At 45.4% G+C, this 20,176-nt stretch carries 14 protein-coding genes; 3 read left to right on the top strand and 11 right to left on the bottom strand.

The features are described from left to right. The first annotated feature begins 223 nt into the window (after positions 1 to 223). Complete coding sequence (locus MKS89_RS18665) at positions 224 to 997, top strand: EAL domain-containing protein (protein ID WP_072961895.1); 774 nt, start codon at positions 224 to 226, stop codon at positions 995 to 997. Between the two features lie 76 nt (positions 998 to 1,073). On the opposite strand, the gene MKS89_RS18660 is transcribed toward MKS89_RS18665, so the two are convergent. The 7 genes from MKS89_RS18660 to MKS89_RS18630 form a co-directional block, all read right to left on the bottom strand. Beyond that, on the bottom strand, positions 1,074 to 1,514 hold the full coding sequence (locus MKS89_RS18660) for a DUF3069 domain-containing protein (RefSeq protein WP_072961892.1): 441 nt from the start codon (positions 1,512 to 1,514) through the stop codon (positions 1,074 to 1,076). A 700-nt stretch (positions 1,515 to 2,214) separates the two neighbouring features. Further along, the gene (locus tag MKS89_RS18655; RefSeq protein ID WP_072961890.1) at positions 2,215 to 3,204 is read right to left on the bottom strand and encodes an arabinan endo-1,5-alpha-L-arabinosidase; all 990 of its coding nucleotides are present in this window, start codon (positions 3,202 to 3,204) and stop codon (positions 2,215 to 2,217) included. Between the two features lie 168 nt (positions 3,205 to 3,372). After that, entirely contained in the window at positions 3,373 to 4,911 is a 1,539-nt protein-coding gene (locus MKS89_RS18650; RefSeq protein WP_072961887.1) for a bifunctional GNAT family N-acetyltransferase/carbon-nitrogen hydrolase family protein, read from the bottom strand. 511 nt (positions 4,912 to 5,422) lie between these two features. Beyond that, complete coding sequence (gene dbpA, locus MKS89_RS18645) at positions 5,423 to 6,808, bottom strand: ATP-dependent RNA helicase DbpA (RefSeq protein WP_072961884.1); 1,386 nt, start codon at positions 6,806 to 6,808, stop codon at positions 5,423 to 5,425. Between the two features lie 89 nt (positions 6,809 to 6,897). Then, a complete protein-coding gene (locus tag MKS89_RS18640; RefSeq protein WP_072961879.1) occupies positions 6,898 to 8,088 on the bottom strand; it encodes a DEAD/DEAH box helicase in 1,191 nt (396 codons plus the stop codon). Between the two features lie 153 nt (positions 8,089 to 8,241). Next, the gene (locus MKS89_RS18635) at positions 8,242 to 8,913 is read right to left on the bottom strand and encodes a hypothetical protein (RefSeq protein ID WP_072961877.1); all 672 of its coding nucleotides are present in this window, start codon (positions 8,911 to 8,913) and stop codon (positions 8,242 to 8,244) included. Between the two features lie 258 nt (positions 8,914 to 9,171). Beyond that, complete coding sequence (locus MKS89_RS18630; RefSeq protein ID WP_072961874.1) at positions 9,172 to 9,648, bottom strand: P-loop nucleotide/nucleoside kinase family protein; 477 nt, start codon at positions 9,646 to 9,648, stop codon at positions 9,172 to 9,174. 1,079 nt (positions 9,649 to 10,727) lie between these two features. Here MKS89_RS18630 and MKS89_RS18625 point away from each other — a divergent pair. After that, complete coding sequence (locus MKS89_RS18625; protein ID WP_072961871.1) at positions 10,728 to 13,031, top strand: FdhF/YdeP family oxidoreductase; 2,304 nt, start codon at positions 10,728 to 10,730, stop codon at positions 13,029 to 13,031. 126 nt (positions 13,032 to 13,157) lie between these two features. Here MKS89_RS18625 and MKS89_RS18620 read toward each other — a convergent pair whose 3' ends face one another. The 4 genes from MKS89_RS18620 to ahpC form a co-directional block, all read right to left on the bottom strand. Then, positions 13,158 to 15,044: an FAD-dependent oxidoreductase gene (locus MKS89_RS18620; RefSeq protein WP_072961869.1), complete on the bottom strand. Its 1,887-nt coding sequence runs from the start codon at positions 15,042 to 15,044 to the stop codon at positions 13,158 to 13,160. Positions 15,045 to 15,475: 431 nt separating this feature from the next. After that, entirely contained in the window at positions 15,476 to 16,006 is a 531-nt protein-coding gene (locus MKS89_RS18615; protein WP_072961867.1) for a DUF3750 domain-containing protein, read from the bottom strand. Positions 16,007 to 16,345: 339 nt separating this feature from the next. After that, on the bottom strand, positions 16,346 to 17,914 hold the full coding sequence (gene ahpF, locus MKS89_RS18610) for an alkyl hydroperoxide reductase subunit F (protein WP_072961865.1): 1,569 nt from the start codon (positions 17,912 to 17,914) through the stop codon (positions 16,346 to 16,348). Between the two features lie 147 nt (positions 17,915 to 18,061). Next, positions 18,062 to 18,619: an alkyl hydroperoxide reductase subunit C gene (ahpC, locus tag MKS89_RS18605; RefSeq protein WP_072961862.1), complete on the bottom strand. Its 558-nt coding sequence runs from the start codon at positions 18,617 to 18,619 to the stop codon at positions 18,062 to 18,064. Between the two features lie 353 nt (positions 18,620 to 18,972). Here ahpC and fdhA point away from each other — a divergent pair, with 353 nt between their 5' ends. After that, positions 18,973 to 20,172 (top strand): formaldehyde dehydrogenase, glutathione-independent, encoded by a 1,200-nt coding sequence (gene fdhA, locus MKS89_RS18600; protein ID WP_072961859.1) that lies wholly within the window; start codon positions 18,973 to 18,975, stop codon positions 20,170 to 20,172. The last annotated feature ends 4 nt before the right edge of the window (positions 20,173 to 20,176 follow it).

Here is a 20,176-nt window from a genome sequence, read left to right as displayed (position 1 = left end):
ATTAATTCTATCACTAATGATATGCTACTTCGTCAATATGCTGACGATTAGGCAACATTCAAATCACATTCCCATGAAACAGCTAAACTGATTGATCATAAAATATATGTATATGTCTGTTTATCAGATAGTTAATGAGTTTGTATGAGCAAAGGGACTTGTATCAGCGATAAGAGCAGGTTAGGGTTAGAATGAGGATATTTTTTGACGCAGGCGATAATTGATGAAAACAAAGCCCTTAGAACATCTGCGGCACAGCTGTTCATCTCATCATGAAGAACAACGTATGGGACACTTTTTAACAGCATTTCAACCGATTGTGGATTGTCAGGAAAATGTAATAGTTGGCTATGAAGCACTGGTGCGGGGTCAGAATGATGAAGATGCCGATACAATCATTGCTTCGGTAAAAAAAGACAGTCGTTACGCATTTGATCAGATGTGCCGGGCTAGGGCGATCGAAAATGCGTCGCGTCTTGGCTTGGATCTGCTCCTGAGTATTAATTTTCTACCGAATGCAATCTTGCATCCTGAGCAATGTCTACAAGCAACACTGGAAGTTGCAGAACGCTTTAAATTTCCGACCGAGAATATCATTTTTGAATTTACCGAAGTTGAGGCGATTGAGGATATTACCGGGATGCTTGAAATTATCCGAACATACCAGAACTTGGGTTTTAAAACGGCAATTGATGATTTTGGTTCCGGATATTCGGGACTCGGATTACTTGCTGATTTGCAAACTGACATCGTCAAGTTAGATATGTCTCTGATTCGTCACATCCATCAAGATCCGGTTCGTCAGTGTATTTTGAAGCATTCGTTGAATATGATGAATGAGCTGAGTATTGATGTCATCGCGGAAGGGATTGAATCGAAAGAAGAAATGCTTTGGCTGAAGCATGCAGGCATCCGATTTATGCAAGGCTTTTATTTTGCAGAGCCCGAAATCAATCGGCTACCATTAGTCGACTCTCAGGTTTTTGTATGTGAATAGAAGTTTACCCGAGATAACGGCAGGACAATCTTGTGCAATGACCTGCCGTTTGATCGAAGTCGGTTATATCGATGGTTTAATTCGCTAGAAATACTTCGATAAATTCACGCTTCAGAATCGGATCCCGTCGCGCTTTTTTCAGTTGTTTCACCATATCTTTCACACAATTGAATAACACTTGATCCAGCATTTGTGCCCGATAATCTTCTTTGGCTTGATCGTCCATCGAAGCTGGTAAGTCCATCCCTGCAATTCCTTCCATCGTTTCAATACCGGCAAAAGCCTGACTGACCGATATCAGCGCGTGAAATTGTTCAAAATTGTCTAAAATATTTTGCGCACTCGCTGGCAGACTATTCCATGCCTCTCTGACGGTTTCTTCCGAGACTTCATGGATCGAAGCAATCATGGTAAACATTTCTTGAGGAACATCATCAAATAAAATGACCTGACGCAGTTCAGGAGAGAGTTCGTCAAGCTGAACCTGCGGTTCTTGGGATTGTGTCGTATCAGACATAAAAGGCACTCATCGGGTTAAAACACCCATGCTAAAAGGAAGTTTTTTCTTGTCAATTCATTCTGTATGCAGAATGAGACAGTTGTCAGTATTCTGAGTAAATTGAAAAGATTATCGCCTTATTTTTAGGCAAATACTTACGAGGACAGACACTTCAATATCGCTATTTTATCGGGTGAGATGGATAAGGTGGGTTGCACTGATCTTTTAGATTTTCTGATCCGCCAATGGTTACAACACCCGACAACACAGTCACTCAAAGCTGTTCTTGTAGTTTCTGTTGCGATTTATCATGGCACGCCGAATGACGAATCCCTCAATCAGTTTATTGTACATGTGCAATAATCATTAAAGATTACAGAAGTTCTTAGGGGCTGTTGACCTTTCGTGATGTTTTTTGCAGCAATTTGTCGTGCATTGAGTCAAGGCAGGTCATGTGAAGTGTAGCGCTCTACATGAACCATGACCTAACGCTGGATAAATGAGCGACAAATGCTGCCCAGAGGGTTCATCTGAACGAGTCTTGCTCTTTGTTACGGGTCATTTGCTTAGGATCGCTAAGCGGCATGCCCCGCGCCGCGATCAATACCCGTTCAGATTGAACAAAATTCAACCATGAAAGGTCAACAGCCCCTAGAGACACCAATAAAATGGGGACAGGCGAAAATGTCTGTCCCCATCTTGCTTTGCCAGCGTTGTATTATTCGATCAGTTTCGTTGTATTGGTATTGAGCTCGTCAGGATTGACGACTGGCCAGCCGTTCTCCCAGTTAACTTTCAGAATACGCAACTTTTGTACACCGTCATCTGCGGTCTCATAAGCATGAAGAACCATGTAATCTTGATGATCGAATGTATAAACAGAGTTATGGCCAAGTGCGGCCCAGTCCTGATTGCCTTCAATGACCAAAGAGCCGCCACCATTTAGCATTGAGACACCATGCTTATCGTAATAGGGGCCTTGGACATTCTGGCTTCGTCCGACCATCACCTTGTAGGTACTGTTCACACCGCGACAACAAAAATCAAATGAAACGAATAAATAGTAGTAACCATCCTTTTTAAAGATAAAGGGCGCTTCAACCGGGTTATCGGTGACTTCCGGACGGGCAGCGATATCAAACCATTCTTGCGGCTGCGCGAGAGTTTTCATATCTGAATTCAGTTTGACCAGTTTCAGGCCACTCCAGAATGATCCGAAACTCATCCAAGGATTGCCATTGTCATCTTCGACGATGGCCGGGTCGATAGCATTCCAGTTATCGCGTTCCGGAACCGATTGGATCACGATACCCTGATCTTGCCAGTGATAATCTGGTGAATCCGGATTGAGTGTGGTGTTGACAGTGACACCGATAGCGGAGGTATTTTTACCGAATGCTGAAACCGAATAATACAGATAGAATTTACTATTTTTCTTGTAGATCTCGGGTGCCCAGAGATGACCATTAAATCCCGGGGCGACTGATTTTGCCCACGTGGGCTCGCTGCTGAATACGCGATCAGCATACTGCCAGTGAATTTTGTCTGTAGATGAGTACATGGTGATACCCGGGCCGGTACTGAATACATAGTAGATACCGTTTTCGCGTGCCATTACTGGGTCATGTACTTCGACTTGTGCAGCGTATGTATTCGACAGTATGCCTAAGCCAAGTAGTAATATGGCAACCTGTATGATTTTTCTCATGGTGGTCCTTTTAAGTCAGTCATTGAAATATCAATTCTATATGAATTTGATTTTATATTTATTGAGACTCATCTAGTTATAGGATTTATAAGGACAGGCACTTTAAGCGGGCACTTTAAGCGTTTTTCAACGGATAAGAGAAAGGAGGGTTGCCCCTCCTTTCTCTGATTATCTGCTTAATTTCGGTTGGGTAAAACCACCATAAACATCGAGACGGCGATGACGTAAGTTCGTCACGGATCCTTCGGTATTCAGCTGTTTTAATTTATCGAGATCAACATCGGCAAAGATGATCATCTCGGTGTTCGGACTTGCTTCGGCGATGGTTGCATCGTGTGGGAAGAAGATATCGGATGGTGAGAATACCGCAGATTGTGCATATTGAATATCGACATTGTCCACACGTGGTAAGTTACCAACACTGCCACCAATTGCGACATAACACTCATTTTCAATAGCTCTTGACTGCGAACAGAGACGGACGCGTTGATAGCCATTTTTGGTGTCGGTCCAAAACGGTACAAACATGATTTGTACATCTTTTTCTGCCATCATTCGTCCAAGCTCAGGGAACTCACTATCGTAACAGATAAGGATGCCAACGCGTCCCGCATCGGTTTCGAATACGCCAATTTCATTCCCACCGTCGATGACCCAGTCGCGTTGTTCGTGTGGGGTGATATGGATCTTCAACTGTTCATCAATCATGCCATCACGATGAAGCAGATAAGAAACATTGTACAACTTGCCATCTCGTTCCTCAGGCATGCTCCCGGCGATAATATTGATGTTATATGTGATGGCAAGCTCGGAAAAGCGCTGTTTAATCGCGTGACTAAAAGATGCAAGATAGCGAATCGCTTCGACGGAGGTTTGATCGTGCTGAAGACCCATGAGTGGTGCATTGAAAAACTCAGGGAAGAGCGCAAAGTCGGCTTTGTAGTTCGATAATGAGCTAATAAAGAACTCGGATTGCTCAAGTAAATCTTCCAGACTTGTAACTTGACGCATTTGCCATTGAACGATGCCAATACGAACCAGCGTTTTATCAAGTTCATGGATGGATGATTGGTCTTCTTCATAAAAGAAGTTATCCCACTCAAGGAGTGTTGCGTAGCCCTGAGACTTATCATCTTCCGGTAGATAGTGACGCATAATCCGTTTGACATCAAAGTCATTGGCAAGCTGGAAAGAGAGGATTGGGTCATGAATTTTCTTACGTTTAACCTGCTCAATGTATTCAGTGACTTTCAGTTCATCAGACAGTTTGTGATAGCCCGTGATCCGGCCTCCGGTCAGAATGGCTTTCAGATTTTCACTTTGACACAGTTCTTTGCGGGCATGATATAAACGGCGACCTAAACGCATGCCGCGATAGTCAGGATGAACGAAGACATCGAGCCCATACATTGCATCACCATGCGGGTTATGCTGAATGACATTTTTTTCGTCAACAATGTCGGTGTAAACATGGGGCAGTGAGTAACGGTTGTAATCAACTTTGATCGTCAGTGCTGCGGCAACAATTTTTCCGTTGTCTTCAATACAGATCTGTCCATCTGGAAATTGGTGAATCAGATCCATAATAGTCATTTTTGGCCATGCCCCACCTACATCAGGAAAGACGAGATCCATGAGCTCGGCGAGCCCATCGTAATCACTCTTTTCAATCACACGTAACGTCAGTCGTGGGTTGGACTTTTTCATAAGTACCTCTGGATTTTTTCTATTTGATTATAAATTGGGTTTGCCTAACGTAATGTTACGGTGGGAAGTTTGCATTAGTGTACCATACTTAACCTAGTAAAAGAGTCGGGTATTGGTTAGGCGTTTGTGATCAATTACTTTACTCATAAAGCGCCTGTTGTGTCCAACGAAGTTATGAAGACAAATTATGAGAACAGACACTTTAAATTATGAGGACAGACACTTTAGCGGACTCTTCGGGAGTTCAAGACGTTATAAGGACAGACACTTTAGTGGGTTCTTCGGGAATTCATAACAGCTATGGAAAGTTATCGGAATAGAGGGGCAGTGCTTTTTATTTCTGCATGATCTGAATTGCGAGTTTTTTGTACTCATATCCATTGGATCATCAGCATCTCAATATCCCGGTATAAATCCAATACCGGGATATTCGAATCATGGCAGAGAATAATAAACTCATCGGGATGAATCTATCAGGTAAATATTATCTCAATTTTATGGTGATATTTTCTTACTTGATGATTCGTGCTCTGAAAGAACGCCCTTTGATTTTGCCATTTTCTAACTTTTTCACTGCTTTCTTGCCGACACTTTTGTGTACAGCTACATAAGCCCGCATATCGAAGAGATTAATTTTTCCAACTTGTTTCCCTTCAATGCCTTGCTGACCGGTGAGGGCGCCGAGAATATCGCCGGCACGGACTTTTTGTTTCTTACCACCGGAAATCTCAATGGTAACCATCTGGGGTTGAAATGGTGAGCGGTTGAGTACCTCGTCAGTCGGTAGTGCAACCGGATCAATCGGTGTATTCATGTATTCGTCGATCTGAGCAACCCGAATGCCTTCGTTGGCGCTGAATAAACTACATGCCATGCCTTTGCTGCCTGCTCTGCCTGTCCGCCCGATTCGGTGAACATGGACTTCAGGGTCACGTGACAGGCGGTAGTTAATGACCATGTCGAGTTGGTCAACATCCAGACCACGCGCCGCGACGTCGGTTGCAATGAGAATCGACACACTTTTATTGGCAAACTGAACTAACGATTGATTTCGCTCCCGCTGTTCCAGATCGCCATGTAAGTCGATGACACTGAAACCGTCGTGGTCGAGAGTATCCGCAATCTCTTGAACCTCACGTTTGGTATTGCAGAAAATAACCGTCGATTCCGGTTGATGAGCAAGTAGCAGCTTTTTTAGAGCCTGTAAGCGATCTTCATCCCCACCGACTTGATAGAATGCCTGATGAATGGAGGTATTATCATGGGTCGATTCGACTTTGATCCACTCTGGTGCGTGCATGATCCGCTGCGCAATTGACTGAATCTGCGTCGGAAATGTGGCACTGAACAGCAATGTTTGTCGTTGAGACGGCACGTGGTCAATAATCGCATCCAGCGCGTCTTGAAAGCCCATTTCCAGCATCCGATCTGCTTCATCCAAGACCAAGGTATTTAATTCTGATAAGTCGATGCGCCCCTTTTGTAAATGGTCGAGCATGCGTCCCGGAGTGCCAACCAAAATATGCGCGCCGTGAGCGAGAGAGCCGATTTGTGGTCCCATCGGCATGCCACCGCAGAGCGTCAGCACTTTAATATTGTGTACGGTTTTTGCCAGTGAACGGATTTCATTGGCAACTTGATCCGCCAATTCGCGAGTAGGACACAGAACCAGTGACTGTACGCGAAAGCGTTTCACATTCAGATTATGTAATAAGCTGAGGCCAAATGCTGCGGTTTTGCCCGATCCGGTTTTTCCTTGTCCGATAATATCTTTTCCCTGAAGCAGAAAAGGCAGACTTTGCGCTTGAATCGGCGTCATATGGGTATAGCCAAGGGTGTCAAGGCTCTGCAACAGTTCCGGAGATAAAGGCAGAGAAGAAAAAGGTAACTGGCTCACAGGGCATTCCTCATATAAGTTGAAACTGGGTCGCTGATGGTTAATGGCACGATCGGTTGAAACGTTGGATTGAATATCAGTTGCACTGTTTAAGCATCCGTCCGTTTATGTTTAGGCACATAGTTTAGAATAGAGATAGGGACCGGTTTTTTTGGTTCGAACCCGGCAACGTCTCTGCGCTCGATTAAGTGACCGAGACGGCTTTCAATCATGCACAAATTTTTAAAATTGTCTTTAGACACAAAAGAAATAGCCTCACCGGATGCATTGGCTCTTCCGGTCCGGCCGATGCGGTGAACGTATTCATCCGCAGGGAAAGGTAGATCGTAGTTGATGACTCGTTGCAGTGAATCAATATCGATGCCTCGTGCTGCCACACCGGTTGCTACCATATATTTGATTTGGCCGTTTTTAAAGTTTTCCAGCAGTTTGGCTCGGATGGCCTGACTACGACCGCTATGAAAAGCTTCGGCTTGAATGCCTCGTTTTTCCAACTGAGCCACCAGTTTGGCGGCACCATGTTTGGTTTCAATAAAGATCAGTGCTTGATCCCATTGGTTTTCTTGAATCAGATGGGCCAGCAGCGCTGATTTTTTGTCTTTATCAACAGTGATTAGCCACTGTTCGATATTGGGCTTGGAAGCCTGATTTGCTGCGATGCTAATTTCGTGCGGATGATGGACGGCGGTCTTGGCGAGATCGCGGACTTTGTGGGATAACGTCGCAGAGAATAATAAGTGTTGAATATTTTCTGGCAGCCGATCAAGAATTTTATTGAGATCGTCGATAAATCCCATATCCAGCATTCGGTCTGCTTCATCAAGGACTAACACTTCGACTTCTTCGAAGTACACTGCCCGTTGGTGATACAGATCGAGGAGTCGTCCTGGTGTCGCCACCAGTATATCAACACCTTCAATGAGGCGTTGTTTCTGTGGTTTGTCATCAACACCGCCATAAACTGCAAGTGATGTCAGGGGGAGATATTTGCCATATTGGGTAATTTTCTCCGCGACCTGTATTGCCAGCTCACGAGTAGGGACCAAGACCAAAGCCCGAATGCGTTTTTTTCGCTGAGTTTGTCCTTGGGCGAGTTTGTTTAATATTGGGAGAACAAAACCTGCTGTTTTACCGGTGCCGGTTTGGGCCGCAGCAATGAGGTCATTTTCCTGTAGGATCACAGGAATAGCCTGACTCTGAATCGTCGTTGGCTGATGATACCCAAGCTCACTAATCGCTTGAAGTAGGGGCGTGCTGAGTCCGAGTTTCGCGAATGACATAGTGACCTCTGGTGATTTTGGCGCGGCTGAATGAACAAAACGCGCGATTCTAGCACGAACTCGGTCTTGATGAGAGCTTTATCTATTCGGTGAGGTGAGAAAGAAAGTTGCCGCTTTATACATCAGTATCAGCGGCATTTTCTTGGTGGCTTTTTAGTGGGTAGCAGCACCGTATTTTAAAGAACAGGTAAATGCACGATGCTTGGTATACTTTGCATTCTTTATATCGGCTTCAGGCGGACGTTCATTTCTTAAATCAAAATTCAGTTCACTCGTAACAATGGCCACGCTACTCCCTTGATAAGATAGAGAAATCAAATAGTATTTTACGAAATTGAGTTCGTAAGATGTGATTTTTTGTTTCAATATCGTATAGGCGAAAGATTGATTGTTGGCGCAATGAATGCTGGTTTCATTGAGTCGCTCAACTTTGCTGCCCCAACGCTCTTCTGTGGCATTTATTACTCGCTTTAAGTTGTCATTTTTAAATCGTAAAAATTGTTTGTCAGTGAGAGGAGGAAGGTGCTTATAGTTCACCACTTCAGCAGAATAAAGGTGACTGTCATAAGGCGTTTTAAATCCGACATAAGTATCCATTTGGTCTGGTGTATTTTCAGTATGCTCTTTCACTTGCGTGTAGGTCCACTCCCCATGATCTTCTGTAGCGGGTGCTGTGATTGTTAAGTCACCTTGTGGTGAGGTATACGTTAAGCCTTCTAATTTCCCATGCAATATTTTGGGTGCTGGTAACAATCCACCAACTGTTCCACTGGAACATGCAGTGATCAGTGTCGACAATAGAATAATACTTAATTTTTGAGACATAACTTCCCTTACAGCCTGAACGTGTTAAAGGTACTGACACTGAGTACAAAATGACGATAGTTGTCTGGTTTATCAACCAAATGTTATAAGTAGCCGATGAAAATGCGCAGCATGTCATGTACTTGCTGCTAGTTATTGGACGTGTCCTCGAATAAGCAAATGTACTGGTGATGGACGGATATAATCAATGAGTTTGACATGCGCATCGGTTGGTGACTGTCGATTGATCGGGAGGGAGTAATAAGTCAGAGAGATTGGTTAGGTTGTCTGCACCCAAACCACATTTTCATCTGGATTTGGCACTTCAAATTTAGACCAGAATAAATCCAACATTTCCGGGGTCATTTCGTAAGATTTTCCTTCTCGTTCCGAATTACGAGCAAGTGCCCGCTGTTTGCAGATATCAAAGCTGACATCCAAGTAGTGAATTTCATGATCCACTCCGATACTGGATGCCCAGTTTCTAAAAGCTTGGCGTTCAGAACTGGTCCAAAGTCCAAAGTCGAAAATGACTGGCGTACCCAAGGAGAAAAGCTGTAATGCTGCGTCTTCGAATAGCCCTTTTAGCGTTGACAGACGATGGTCAAACACATCCCGTTCCATGTGCTCGCCATATAGCGGGAGCATCCATTCATCGATAGAAAAGCGAAACGCACCACACTTTTCCGCCAGTGTTTTCGCATATGTTGTCTTTCCTGAGCCAATAAAGCCACATATGGCATAAATCTTAGTCATAAAATTATCGTTCCATCATTTAAGTTCATCATCAGTATAGATATCAAGTAAGGTATTAAAATCCTTAGGGGCTGTTGACCTTTCGTGATGTTTTTTGCAGCAATTTGTCGTGCATTGAGTCAAGGCAGGTCATGTGAAGTGTAGCGCTCTACATGAACCATGACCTAACGCTGGATAAATGAGCGACAAATGCTGCCCAGAGGGTTCATCTGAACGAGTCTTGCTCTTTGTTACGGGTCATTTGCTTAGGATAGCTAAGCGGCATGCCCCGCGCCGCGATCAATACCCGTTCAGATTGAACAAAATTCAACCACGAAAGGTCAACAGCCCCTAGTAACAATGGCCTGATCGGCTTGTTTAATTTGTTCAATGATTGGGTGATTCATGATTTTCCTATGGATAATCGCATTATTCTACAGAGAGTATCGGCAATGTTCACGTCACAGATATAAATAAATGACATGATCATCCGGATTGGTCATCCGAATTTTCTGTTCGTAAATAGAAATATTGATATGCGCATAAGTGCTTATTTATTTTGGCATTGAAAACAACACCCAGTGATTTATGCTTACTCATATACCATTTATGGAAAATATGATTCTATTTTTGGCTTTATTGGCGAGCTTGTCGTGAAATCGCATAAAACGTCAATCAATATTCAACAACTAGCATGAAATGTAGCAAAATGAGTATTTGATAAAAAATGGCGATGAACTGCTGTTTATTGACCCTGGTCATTGCTAAGGAGTATTTTTGATGTATTCAAATCAGGCTTTTCTTATCAACATGAATCTGACTCCCTAAAAATATCTGCATCGCTTCCGGTGAAACTAAGCTGACATTTGTCGTTTTTAGTCATTTGGCGGTTTTTGAGACTGTTATCATTTAGATATTCTCGGTGCGTGTTCGTTGGTTTGTTAATAAGAGAATCGATATTTTTATCTATCTCGTCTTTATTGATGACTTGTGTGATGGGATAGATGCCTGATTGACTGACCGGATACGGATGGATGATTCGTATGATGGCATTGCATTGGCGGATGTTTTCTGAACATCAAGAATAAGAAGAGAAGCAAATGAGTTATAAAAAATATTCAGGTTCTGCCGGTGGGTGGGGTGCTTTAAAAGCGACGACTCAGCATTTGTTCAAAAGTGAGAATGTAGCAAAGAATATATCCAATTTACTGAGTACCAACCAAGATCACGGGTTTGACTGTCCGGGATGTGCCTGGGGAGAGAAAGGTGTACCGGGACGTTTTCGTTTTTGTGAAAACGGCGCAAAAGCCGTCAACTGGGAAGCGACATCTCGCCGAGTCGGCCGGGAGTTTTTTGCACAATATTCTGTAGAATGGTTGAACAAACAGACGGACTATTTTCTCGAATATCAGGGGCGTCTTAGCGAGCCGATGAGTTATAACCCAGAAACGGATCACTACGAGCCGATCTGTTGGGACGATGCCTACGAGATGATCGCCAGTTATCTAAATTTGCTTAATGACCCCAATCAGGCTGAATTTTATACATCAGGACGAACCAGTAATGAGGCCGCTTTTGTTTATCAACTATTGGTTCGCCGCTTTGGCACCAATAACTTTCCTGATTGTTCCAATATGTGTCATGAAGCAACCAGTTATGCGCTGGGGAAAAGTATTGGTATTGGTAAAGGTACGGTGACCATCGATGATTTTGGAAAAGCGGATGCAATTTTCTTATTCGGACAAAACCCGGGAACAAACCATCCCCGGATGCTTGAAACATTGAGTGATGCCTACCGACGCGGCGCCAAAGTCGTTGCTTTCAACAATCTGAAAGAGCGAGGGTTAGAGCGTTTTACCAATCCGCAACACTCGCTCGAAATGATCAGTAATAGTTCGACACCGACAACCAGCCACTATTTCATGCCGAAATTGGGGGGCGATATGGCTGTCGTCCGCGGCATCGTCAAGGTGCTGCTGGGGTATCATCAGGCAGCCGTACAACGTGGTGAGTCGGTTTTTGATTTAGCGTTTATAGAGCAGCATACGCAAGGGTTATCTGCATACCTTGAACAGGTTGAAGCCACGCCTTGGGCGGCGATTATTCAGCAATCGGGTCTGACTCAGGATGAAATCATTCAAGTTGCCGATATTTATCTTCATGCGGAACGACGGATTGTGACCTGGGCGATGGGAATTACTCAGCATAAACATTCGGTTGCAATTATCGAAGAGCTTGTCAATTTGCAGTTGCTGTTCGGTCAAATAGGCAAGCCGGGCGCGGGATTGTGTCCGGTTCGTGGACATTCGAATGTGCAGGGGGATCGGACCGTTGGTATCAATGACCATCCGCCGCAAGCGTTGTTAAATAATATCGAGAAAGTATTCGGGTTTCACCCGCCACAAGCGCATGGACATAATGTTCATCATGCATTACAAGCGATGGCGCGTGGTGACAGTAAAGTGTTTATCGGTTTGGGAGGCAATTTGGTTGCGGCTGCACCGGATACAGCCCGGGTTGCACAGGCGATGGGTCAATGTGAATTGACTGTCCACATTGCGACGAAGCTAAACCGAAGTCATGTGAATCCCGGTAAAGCGTCGCTGATTTTACCGTGCCTAGGTCGAACCGATATTGATATGCAGGCCAGTGGTGAACAGCGGGTGACGGTCGAGGATTCGTTCTCCATGGTTCATGCTTCATCGGGGCGTGTGGACATGAGTGAGGAGTCGATTCGTTCCGAAGTCGCCATTATCGTTGGTATCGCCAAAGCAACGCTGGGGGCATATAACCCCGTCGACTGGCAATCTCTGGCGGATAACTATGATCGTATCCGTGATTTGATTGAGCAAACAATTCCCGGCTTTGACAATTTCAATCAGCGCCTCGATATACCGGGCGGGTTTTACTTGGGAAATAGTGCCAGAGAGCTGAACTGGAAAACCGTTTCGGGAAAAGCGGAGATTACTGCCAATCGACTACCGCAGCATATATTGTCGTTTGACCCGCAAAGTATGACGGATAAACCCGTCTTTATTCTTCAGACGATGCGCTCACACGATCAGTACAATACGACAGTGTATGGGTATGATGATCGTTATCGAGGAGTTCGGGGAGAGCGGCAGGTGATTTTCCTGAATCCGAAAGATATAGAATTACTGGGATTAAAACCGGAAGAGCGGGTCGATATTGAGACGATTTGGACAGATGATGTTCAACGGAAGATCTATAACTTTAAAGTTGTCCCGTATCAAATCCCGCAGGGAAATGTGGCTGCATATTTTCCGGAAGCGAATGCATTGATTCCACTTGACAGTAAAGGGGACTGGAGTGATACACCCACATCGAAAATGGTGGCGGTGGTGCTGGTTCCGACGCAGAATCAACCCTTATTGATCCAATAATCGTCATTCTATGATCCAAGTGTGGTGATGTTGATTGCTTGAAACTGAACAGGGGCAGATGATATCTGCCCCTGTTGTATTTTGGTCGTGTATTTCAGCACCGTTACTTTAAGTACCCTAGTTACTTTAAGCACAATCCGAATGCGGCAATAAAGACTTATCGACATGATACTCGGTCGCATAGTGGCGGAGTTTACAATCATTCCCATCCGGACAGCCACAACTTAAACAGCGCCGGGCTTCGTTCATGGCGACCTGATCCGTGAAGCCTGTTTCGACTTCTTTAAAGTTATGCTGACGCTCTGCTAATGTCAGTTCCGGCATTTTGGCTCTCAGAATGTGTTGCATTGCCTGTGCCAGCGCCTGATCCCGTTGTTCCTGAGTATCACCCTGCACGATTGAACGGAGTTCGTTTTTGAGTTTCTTAATATGTTCAGGCCGAATCAGGTGACTTCTGGTGATGTTTCTTTCCCGGAAGGACTCGGTGTATAGCTTTTCCATATCACCGCCGAGAAAGCAGTCAATACCGTATGCCGCTTTGCGACCATCTGCGACGGCTTCGACAGCGGTCGCCGGGCCTCGGCGAAAATCACCGATTGCAAAAATATTGCGTGAACCAGAGAACATATTGTCTTCATTCACATCAATGGTCTGATATCGGCTGAGTGGCAGTGTGATGTCGTCATCATCGAGAAAACTGACATCCGTTTGCTGTGAAATTGCTGAAATAACGGTGTCGAAGGATTCCGTGATGTACTCACCGGTCGGTTGAGGGCGTCTGCGTCCGGAGGCATCAGGTTCGCCTAAGGCCATTTTTTCCAGTTTGACCTGACAAACCCGGCCATGTTGATCTGCGATATTCTCGGCAGGATTGGTCAGGAAATAAAATTGAACACCTTCATGTTCTGCTTCTTCAATTTCATAATCTTCGGCCGGCATTTCTTCTCGGGAGCGACGGTAAATAATCGTTGCCTGTGCCCCGAGGCGCAAAGCGGTCCGGGCGCAGTCAATAGCCGTATTGCCGCCACCAATGACAGCAACGTTCTGACCGACGGTACACCGTTGATCGAGCATGTGATCTTTCAGGAAATCCACACCGAGATAACAGCCATCGAGGTCACTGCCGGGGTAAGCCATACCGCTGGCTTGCGATGCGCCGATGGCCAGACAAACTGCATCATAGTCATCGCTCAGTGACGAGAGTAAGAAGTCTTTACCGAGTCGCTGATTGGTTTTGATTGTCATGCCATGACGACACATCAATTCAATTTCTTGGTCAAGAATTGCTTTCGGCAGCCGGTATTCGGGAATACCATAGCGAAGCCATCCACCAGCTTGGGGCATCGCTTCCAAGATTGTGACATCATAACCTTCGTTCGTGAGGAAATAACCGCAACTGAGCCCTCCCGGTCCGGCACCGACAATCACTACTTTTTTATGTTTTTCCGCTTTTCTTTCTGGCAGATAAGACTGAAACGCGGCCAGATCATGATCGGCTGCGTGGCGTTTTAACTGACGGATTGCCAGTGGCTCATCTAATTGTTGACGCTGACATCCGGATTCACAGAAAGCCGGACAGACCCGGCCAATTGACAGTGGCATGGGTAGTGTTTTTTTGATGACGGCAATCGCTTGCTGATAGTTACCCTGTGCGATGAATGCCAGATATTGCTGAATATCGACATGGGCGGGGCAGGCGGTTTGACAAGGCGGTTCACTACAGATGATATTCGGTTGAGAAAGAATGTCCTGAAGGTGTTTTTTTCTGCGTTCTGAAAGGTGATTGGACGTCGTGGTTACCACCATGCCTTCTACTGGCATTTGCTGACAGGCAGGGACGATACCTGTACCGAGAATGTCAACTTCGCAGAGTTTACAGTGTTGATGAATACTGTCAGCAGCATCGGTATCACAGAGTGAAGGCAGAGGAACACCACAGGTTCTTGTTGCATTGAGTAGTGTTTGATTCGGATCGACTGTATACGTTGATCCATCGATCATAATATTCACCATGATGATTCTCCATTGTTTCTGATAACCAGTATTCCTGATTTATCAGAGCTTCTGATATCCAGCTCGTAAACAGTGTGATCGTCCTGATGCACTCCCCATACTTTCAATGACTCAGTATGACTGAATCATTGAAAGTATGCTCGCATTTTGGTGTATTTTTGAGATGAGTATCGGTGATAATTTTTAATTGAAATGAACGAAATCAAATCTATCGCTTCACTGGATAATTCATCAGCATGATAATATCTATATGAAATTATTCATGAAATATACAATGACCACACAGTTAGTCTGTTTTTACGTATGCTATTTCATTTCAGGGATACGCACAAGTGTGAATATGGATGGACTGTCAGCCGTGATCATTGGACATCGATCACAGCTAAACGAAAACAGGGCTGCATCTGCGGATAAACAAACTTATCGTTCAGTTAATTTGCGTAGCCGCTCCCGATGGCTCGGAAAGGCATTTTCAATCCCAGAGCGGGTACCTGTAAGCCAACCCATGCCGGAAATGTATTACTGTTCGGTCCGGGGAAGAGCGTGTATTCATCTGCCCACGGGTAAAATTCAATGGCAGCCGCAATTTCAGGGATCAACTGGCTCGCTTTTTTACCTTGGATAGACAACACTTTTTCTGGTTTGGCTCCATACCAGTAGCGATCCGGATGTTTGGTTTGATATTCGGTCAGAACCGAACGCCCTTGTTTGAGTCGCCAACCGATCACTTCGTAAACCGTATATACAGGCGCATTTTCCGGTTTCAGTGCAATCCAAGTGTGTACGGCAAACCAACCGCGCCAGCCGAACGCATCGGCGGCATACACTTCAATCACGGCACCTTTCTCTTGCTCCGGCTCTGGGGCTATGCCTGCGGGTTCACGACTTGCGGTACGCCAGTCCCCACCACTGCAACTCATCATTCCGATCATCACAAACACAATTAAAAGAGACCTAAACATGGCAGAACTTTCCTTATGCTGTATATGATTGATTCATACGCTACTATAGACAATTCAGAAGCAAAAGACATACCTAGTCTGTCTTGCGGGCAAAATGATATGGATTAAAAGGATGTTGACTCGCTCGAAAAGCTTGAAAGGACAGACACTTGGAAAGAAGCACTAAAGGGACAGACGACTCAGGGTGTAAGGGACAGGCAAAGAAAGTTCTGACCAAGAAGGTTAGAGATGGCAAATTGAAAGGACAGGCACTTGAAGAGAAGTATTAAAGGGACAGACAATGGAGGAGAGAGGAAATGGAACAATAGAAGCGGACGCTTTTAGCGCCCGCTTGGCAGGTTATCCCTGATGACGAATCAGGTAATCAAATGCCCCCAGACTGGCTTTCGCCCCTTCGCCCATGGCGATAATGATCTGTTTATAAGGGACAGTCGTCGCATCTCCGGCAGCAAATACCCCCGACATGCTGGTGTCACCCCGGCTACCGACTTCGATTTCGCCTCTTGGTGAGAGTGTCACATCTGAATCTTTCAGCCATTCGGTATTGGGAACCAAACCAATCTGCACAAAAATACCGGACAACAGCAGAGTATGGATTTCATCAGTATGACGATCTTTATATTTAAGACCGGTCACCCGTTTCCCATCGCCGATCACTTCGATCGTCTGTGCCATGGTGATGATATCAATATTCGGCAGAGAGTTTGCTTTATCAATCAGCACTTGGTCTGCACGAAGTACATCGGCAAATTCAAGGACCGTAACGTGTTCGACAATCCCGGCTAAATCAATCGCAGCTTCAATCCCGGAGTTGCCGCCACCGATAACGGCTGTTTTCTTGCCTTTAAACAGCGGGCCGTCACAGTGAGGACAGTAAGCCACCCCTTTATTGCGGTATTCATGTTCACCGGGAACATTCATCTCTCTCCAGCGTGCGCCCGGACTGAGGATGATACTTTTACTCTTGAGTGTCGCACCGCTTTCAAGATTGACGTGAATGTATCCATCTTCGGTATAGGCAGCACCCATCAGCCGGTCGGCTTGCTGATCTGTGATGATATCTACATCATATTCTTTGAGATGCTCACCCAAATCGGCTGCCAGTTTCGGTCCTTCAGTTCTTTTGACGGAGATAAAGTTTTCAATCGCCATCGTGTCCATCACTTGACCACCGAGACGTTTTGCAACGATACCGGTTCGGATGCCTTTACGAGCGGCATAAACAGCCGCAGCGCCACCGGCTGGTCCACCACCGACGACCAATACATCGTATGGGTCTTTCTCATTAATATTGGCTGCTGCTCTTTCCGCTGCACCATCATCAATTTTGGTTAAGATCTCTGCCAGTGACATCCGGCCTTGGCCGAATAACTCACCATTCACAAACACGCTTGGCACTGCCAGAATATCACGTTGTTTGACTTCATCTTGGAATAGGGCGCCATCAATCATGGTGACACGAATGTCTGGGTTGATTGCTGCCATCATGTTGAAAGCCTGAACTACATCGGGACAGTTCTGGCATGAGAGCGAAATAAAGATCTCCACATCCAGTTTTTTATGCAGGCTGGCAATTTGTGTGATGGTTTCATCTTCAAGTTTTATCGGATGACCGCCCGAGTGGAGCAGTGCTAAAACCAATGAGGTAAACTCGTGTCCCATCGGCACACCGGCAAAACGCAATTGTGTACCTTTTTCCGGATTAGTGACCGCCATGACAGGTTTACGTGCACTGGCCGCATTATCATGCACTATCGAGACATGATCGCTTAATGTTTCGATCTCTTCAGCCAATGAAAGAATTTCTTGGGATGCTTTACTTTCATCTAGACTGACCACTAAGCGGACATCTTCTTTTAAGTTTGTGAGATATTGTTTTAATTGTTGTTTGATCGCTTGGTCTAGCATGTTTCGATTACACCTTGTCTTTAGATGGATAAATAAAGAGAGTGACCACTCTAGATAATAAGATATAAGGGGAGAGCAAGCCGGGTGCGTTGGTCGTATGGTACATCCGACTCACTCTCAAATTAAAAAATCCGAATCAGAAAATCGTTAGATTTTGCCGACAAGATCCAGTGAAGGAGCTAGTGTTTCTTCACCTTCTTTCCATTTTGCCGGGCAAACTTCGCCTGGGTGTGCTGCAACATATTGTGCTGCTTTGACTTTTCTCAGCAGGTCTTCAGCGTCACGACCAATCCCTTCAGCAGTAATTTCCATGGCCTGAATGACACCTTCAGGATCGATGAGGAATGTTGCACGGTCTGCAAGGCCTTGACCTTCACGCATGACACCGAAGTTGTTAGTGATGTTACCGGTTTGGTCGCCAAGCATGTAATACTGAATTTTGCCAATCGTGTCAGAGCTGTCATGCCATGCTTTGTGTGTGAAGTGTGTGTCAGTTGAAACGGAGAATACTTCAACGCCACGCTCTTGAAGCTCAGCATAATGATCGGCAAGATCACCTAATTCTGTTGGGCAAACGAATGTGAAATCAGCAGGATAGAAGAAAAATACTGCCCATTTGCCTTCGACGCTTTTTTCTGTGACTTCAACAAATTCACCGTTTTTATAAGCGGTTGCACTAAATGGTTTGATTTTTGTATTGATCATGATTTTTTACTTTCCTTTCAGTTGGTTATCTTTGCAATATCTTGCCTTCGAGATGTATATTCGCACTGCCGCGCCACAAAATAAAATCACTTGTAGCTATTCATTTGATAGGAAAAATCTATTTTATCGAAACCGAGATAATTGCCGGCTATCACATGCGTGATTGAGCGCTATGGTAGACGGGGAGCCTTTTATGTGGCGATAAAAGTCTAATCCACACCACAGAAAATACTTTCTTGACAGTGATCAGTCGTGACCTGACTGAATGGTGTCGTATACAAACATCTATTGTGAATTCACGCTCGTTAACGTGGCAGGCGCAGTACAATAATAATTCGCTTAAGGAGAACAGAATGTGCAATTCCAGTAATCACGGTGTTGTATATAAAGGACCGGGACAAGTCGCAGTTGAATCGATCGCTTTTCCGGAGTTGGCTCTGGGGAAAAGGAAGTGTAATCACGGCGTTATCCTGAAGGTTCTGACCACCAATATTTGTGGGAGTGACCAGCACATGGTCCGTGGACGGACAACCGCACCGGCAGGGCTTGTTTTGGGTCATGAAATCACCGGTGTGATCCTTGAAAAAGGAGACGACGTTGAATTCCTCAATGTGGGTGATATCGTTTCCGTTCCTTTCAACATTGCTTGTGGACGCTGTCGCAACTGTAAATCCGGCATGACCGGCATCTGTCTGAATGTTAACCCGGCACGTCCCGGCGCAGCTTATGGTTATGTCGATATGGGAGGCTGGGTCGGTGGTCAGTCAGAGTATGTGATGGTGCCGTATGCCGACTTCAACCTGCTGAAGTTCCCTGATTCAGATCAGGCAATGGAGAAAATCCGTGATCTGACATTGCTCTCTGATATCTTCCCGACTGGTTTCCACGGCTGTGTGACTGCTGGTGTCGGTCCCGGTTCAACGGTGTATGTCGCCGGGGCGGGTCCGGTTGGTCTCGCTGCTGCTGTATCGGCCCAATTGCTGGGTGCTGCGTGTGTGATCGTGGGTGATATGATCGAAGAACGTCTTGAACAGGCGCGGAGCTTTGGTTGTGAAACGATCGACTTGCGTGAAGACGGCGATATGGAAGACAAACTGGAAGTGATTCTCGGTGAACGGGAAGTTGACTGCTTCGTTGACTGTGTCGGTTTTGAAGCGCATGGCTGTGGTTGTGGCGGACACCATAAAGAAGCGCCTGCGGCAGTGTTAAACTCAGCGATGCAAATCACCCGAGCCGGTGGTCAAATTGGTATTCCGGGACTCTATGTGACGGATGATCCGGGCGCACATGATGAAGCGGCAAGAGTCGGTGCGTTGAGTATGCGTTTTGGCCTCGGTTGGGCGAAGTCCCATTCATTCCATACCGGTCAGTGCCCTGTGATGAAATATCATCGTTCTCTGATGCAGGCGATTTTGTTTGATAAAGTCAACATTGCGAAAGCGGTGAACGTTCAACTGATTACATTGGATCAAGCACCGCAAGGTTATGCTGATTTTGATGGTGGCGCCGCGAAAAAATTCGTTATCGATCCACACGGTAGCGTTGCCGCATAGGTTC

This window comes from Vibrio gazogenes (assembly GCF_023920225.1).
Classification (GTDB): domain Bacteria; phylum Pseudomonadota; class Gammaproteobacteria; order Enterobacterales; family Vibrionaceae; genus Vibrio; species Vibrio gazogenes.
This window is presented reverse-complemented; position numbering and strand designations above follow the sequence as displayed.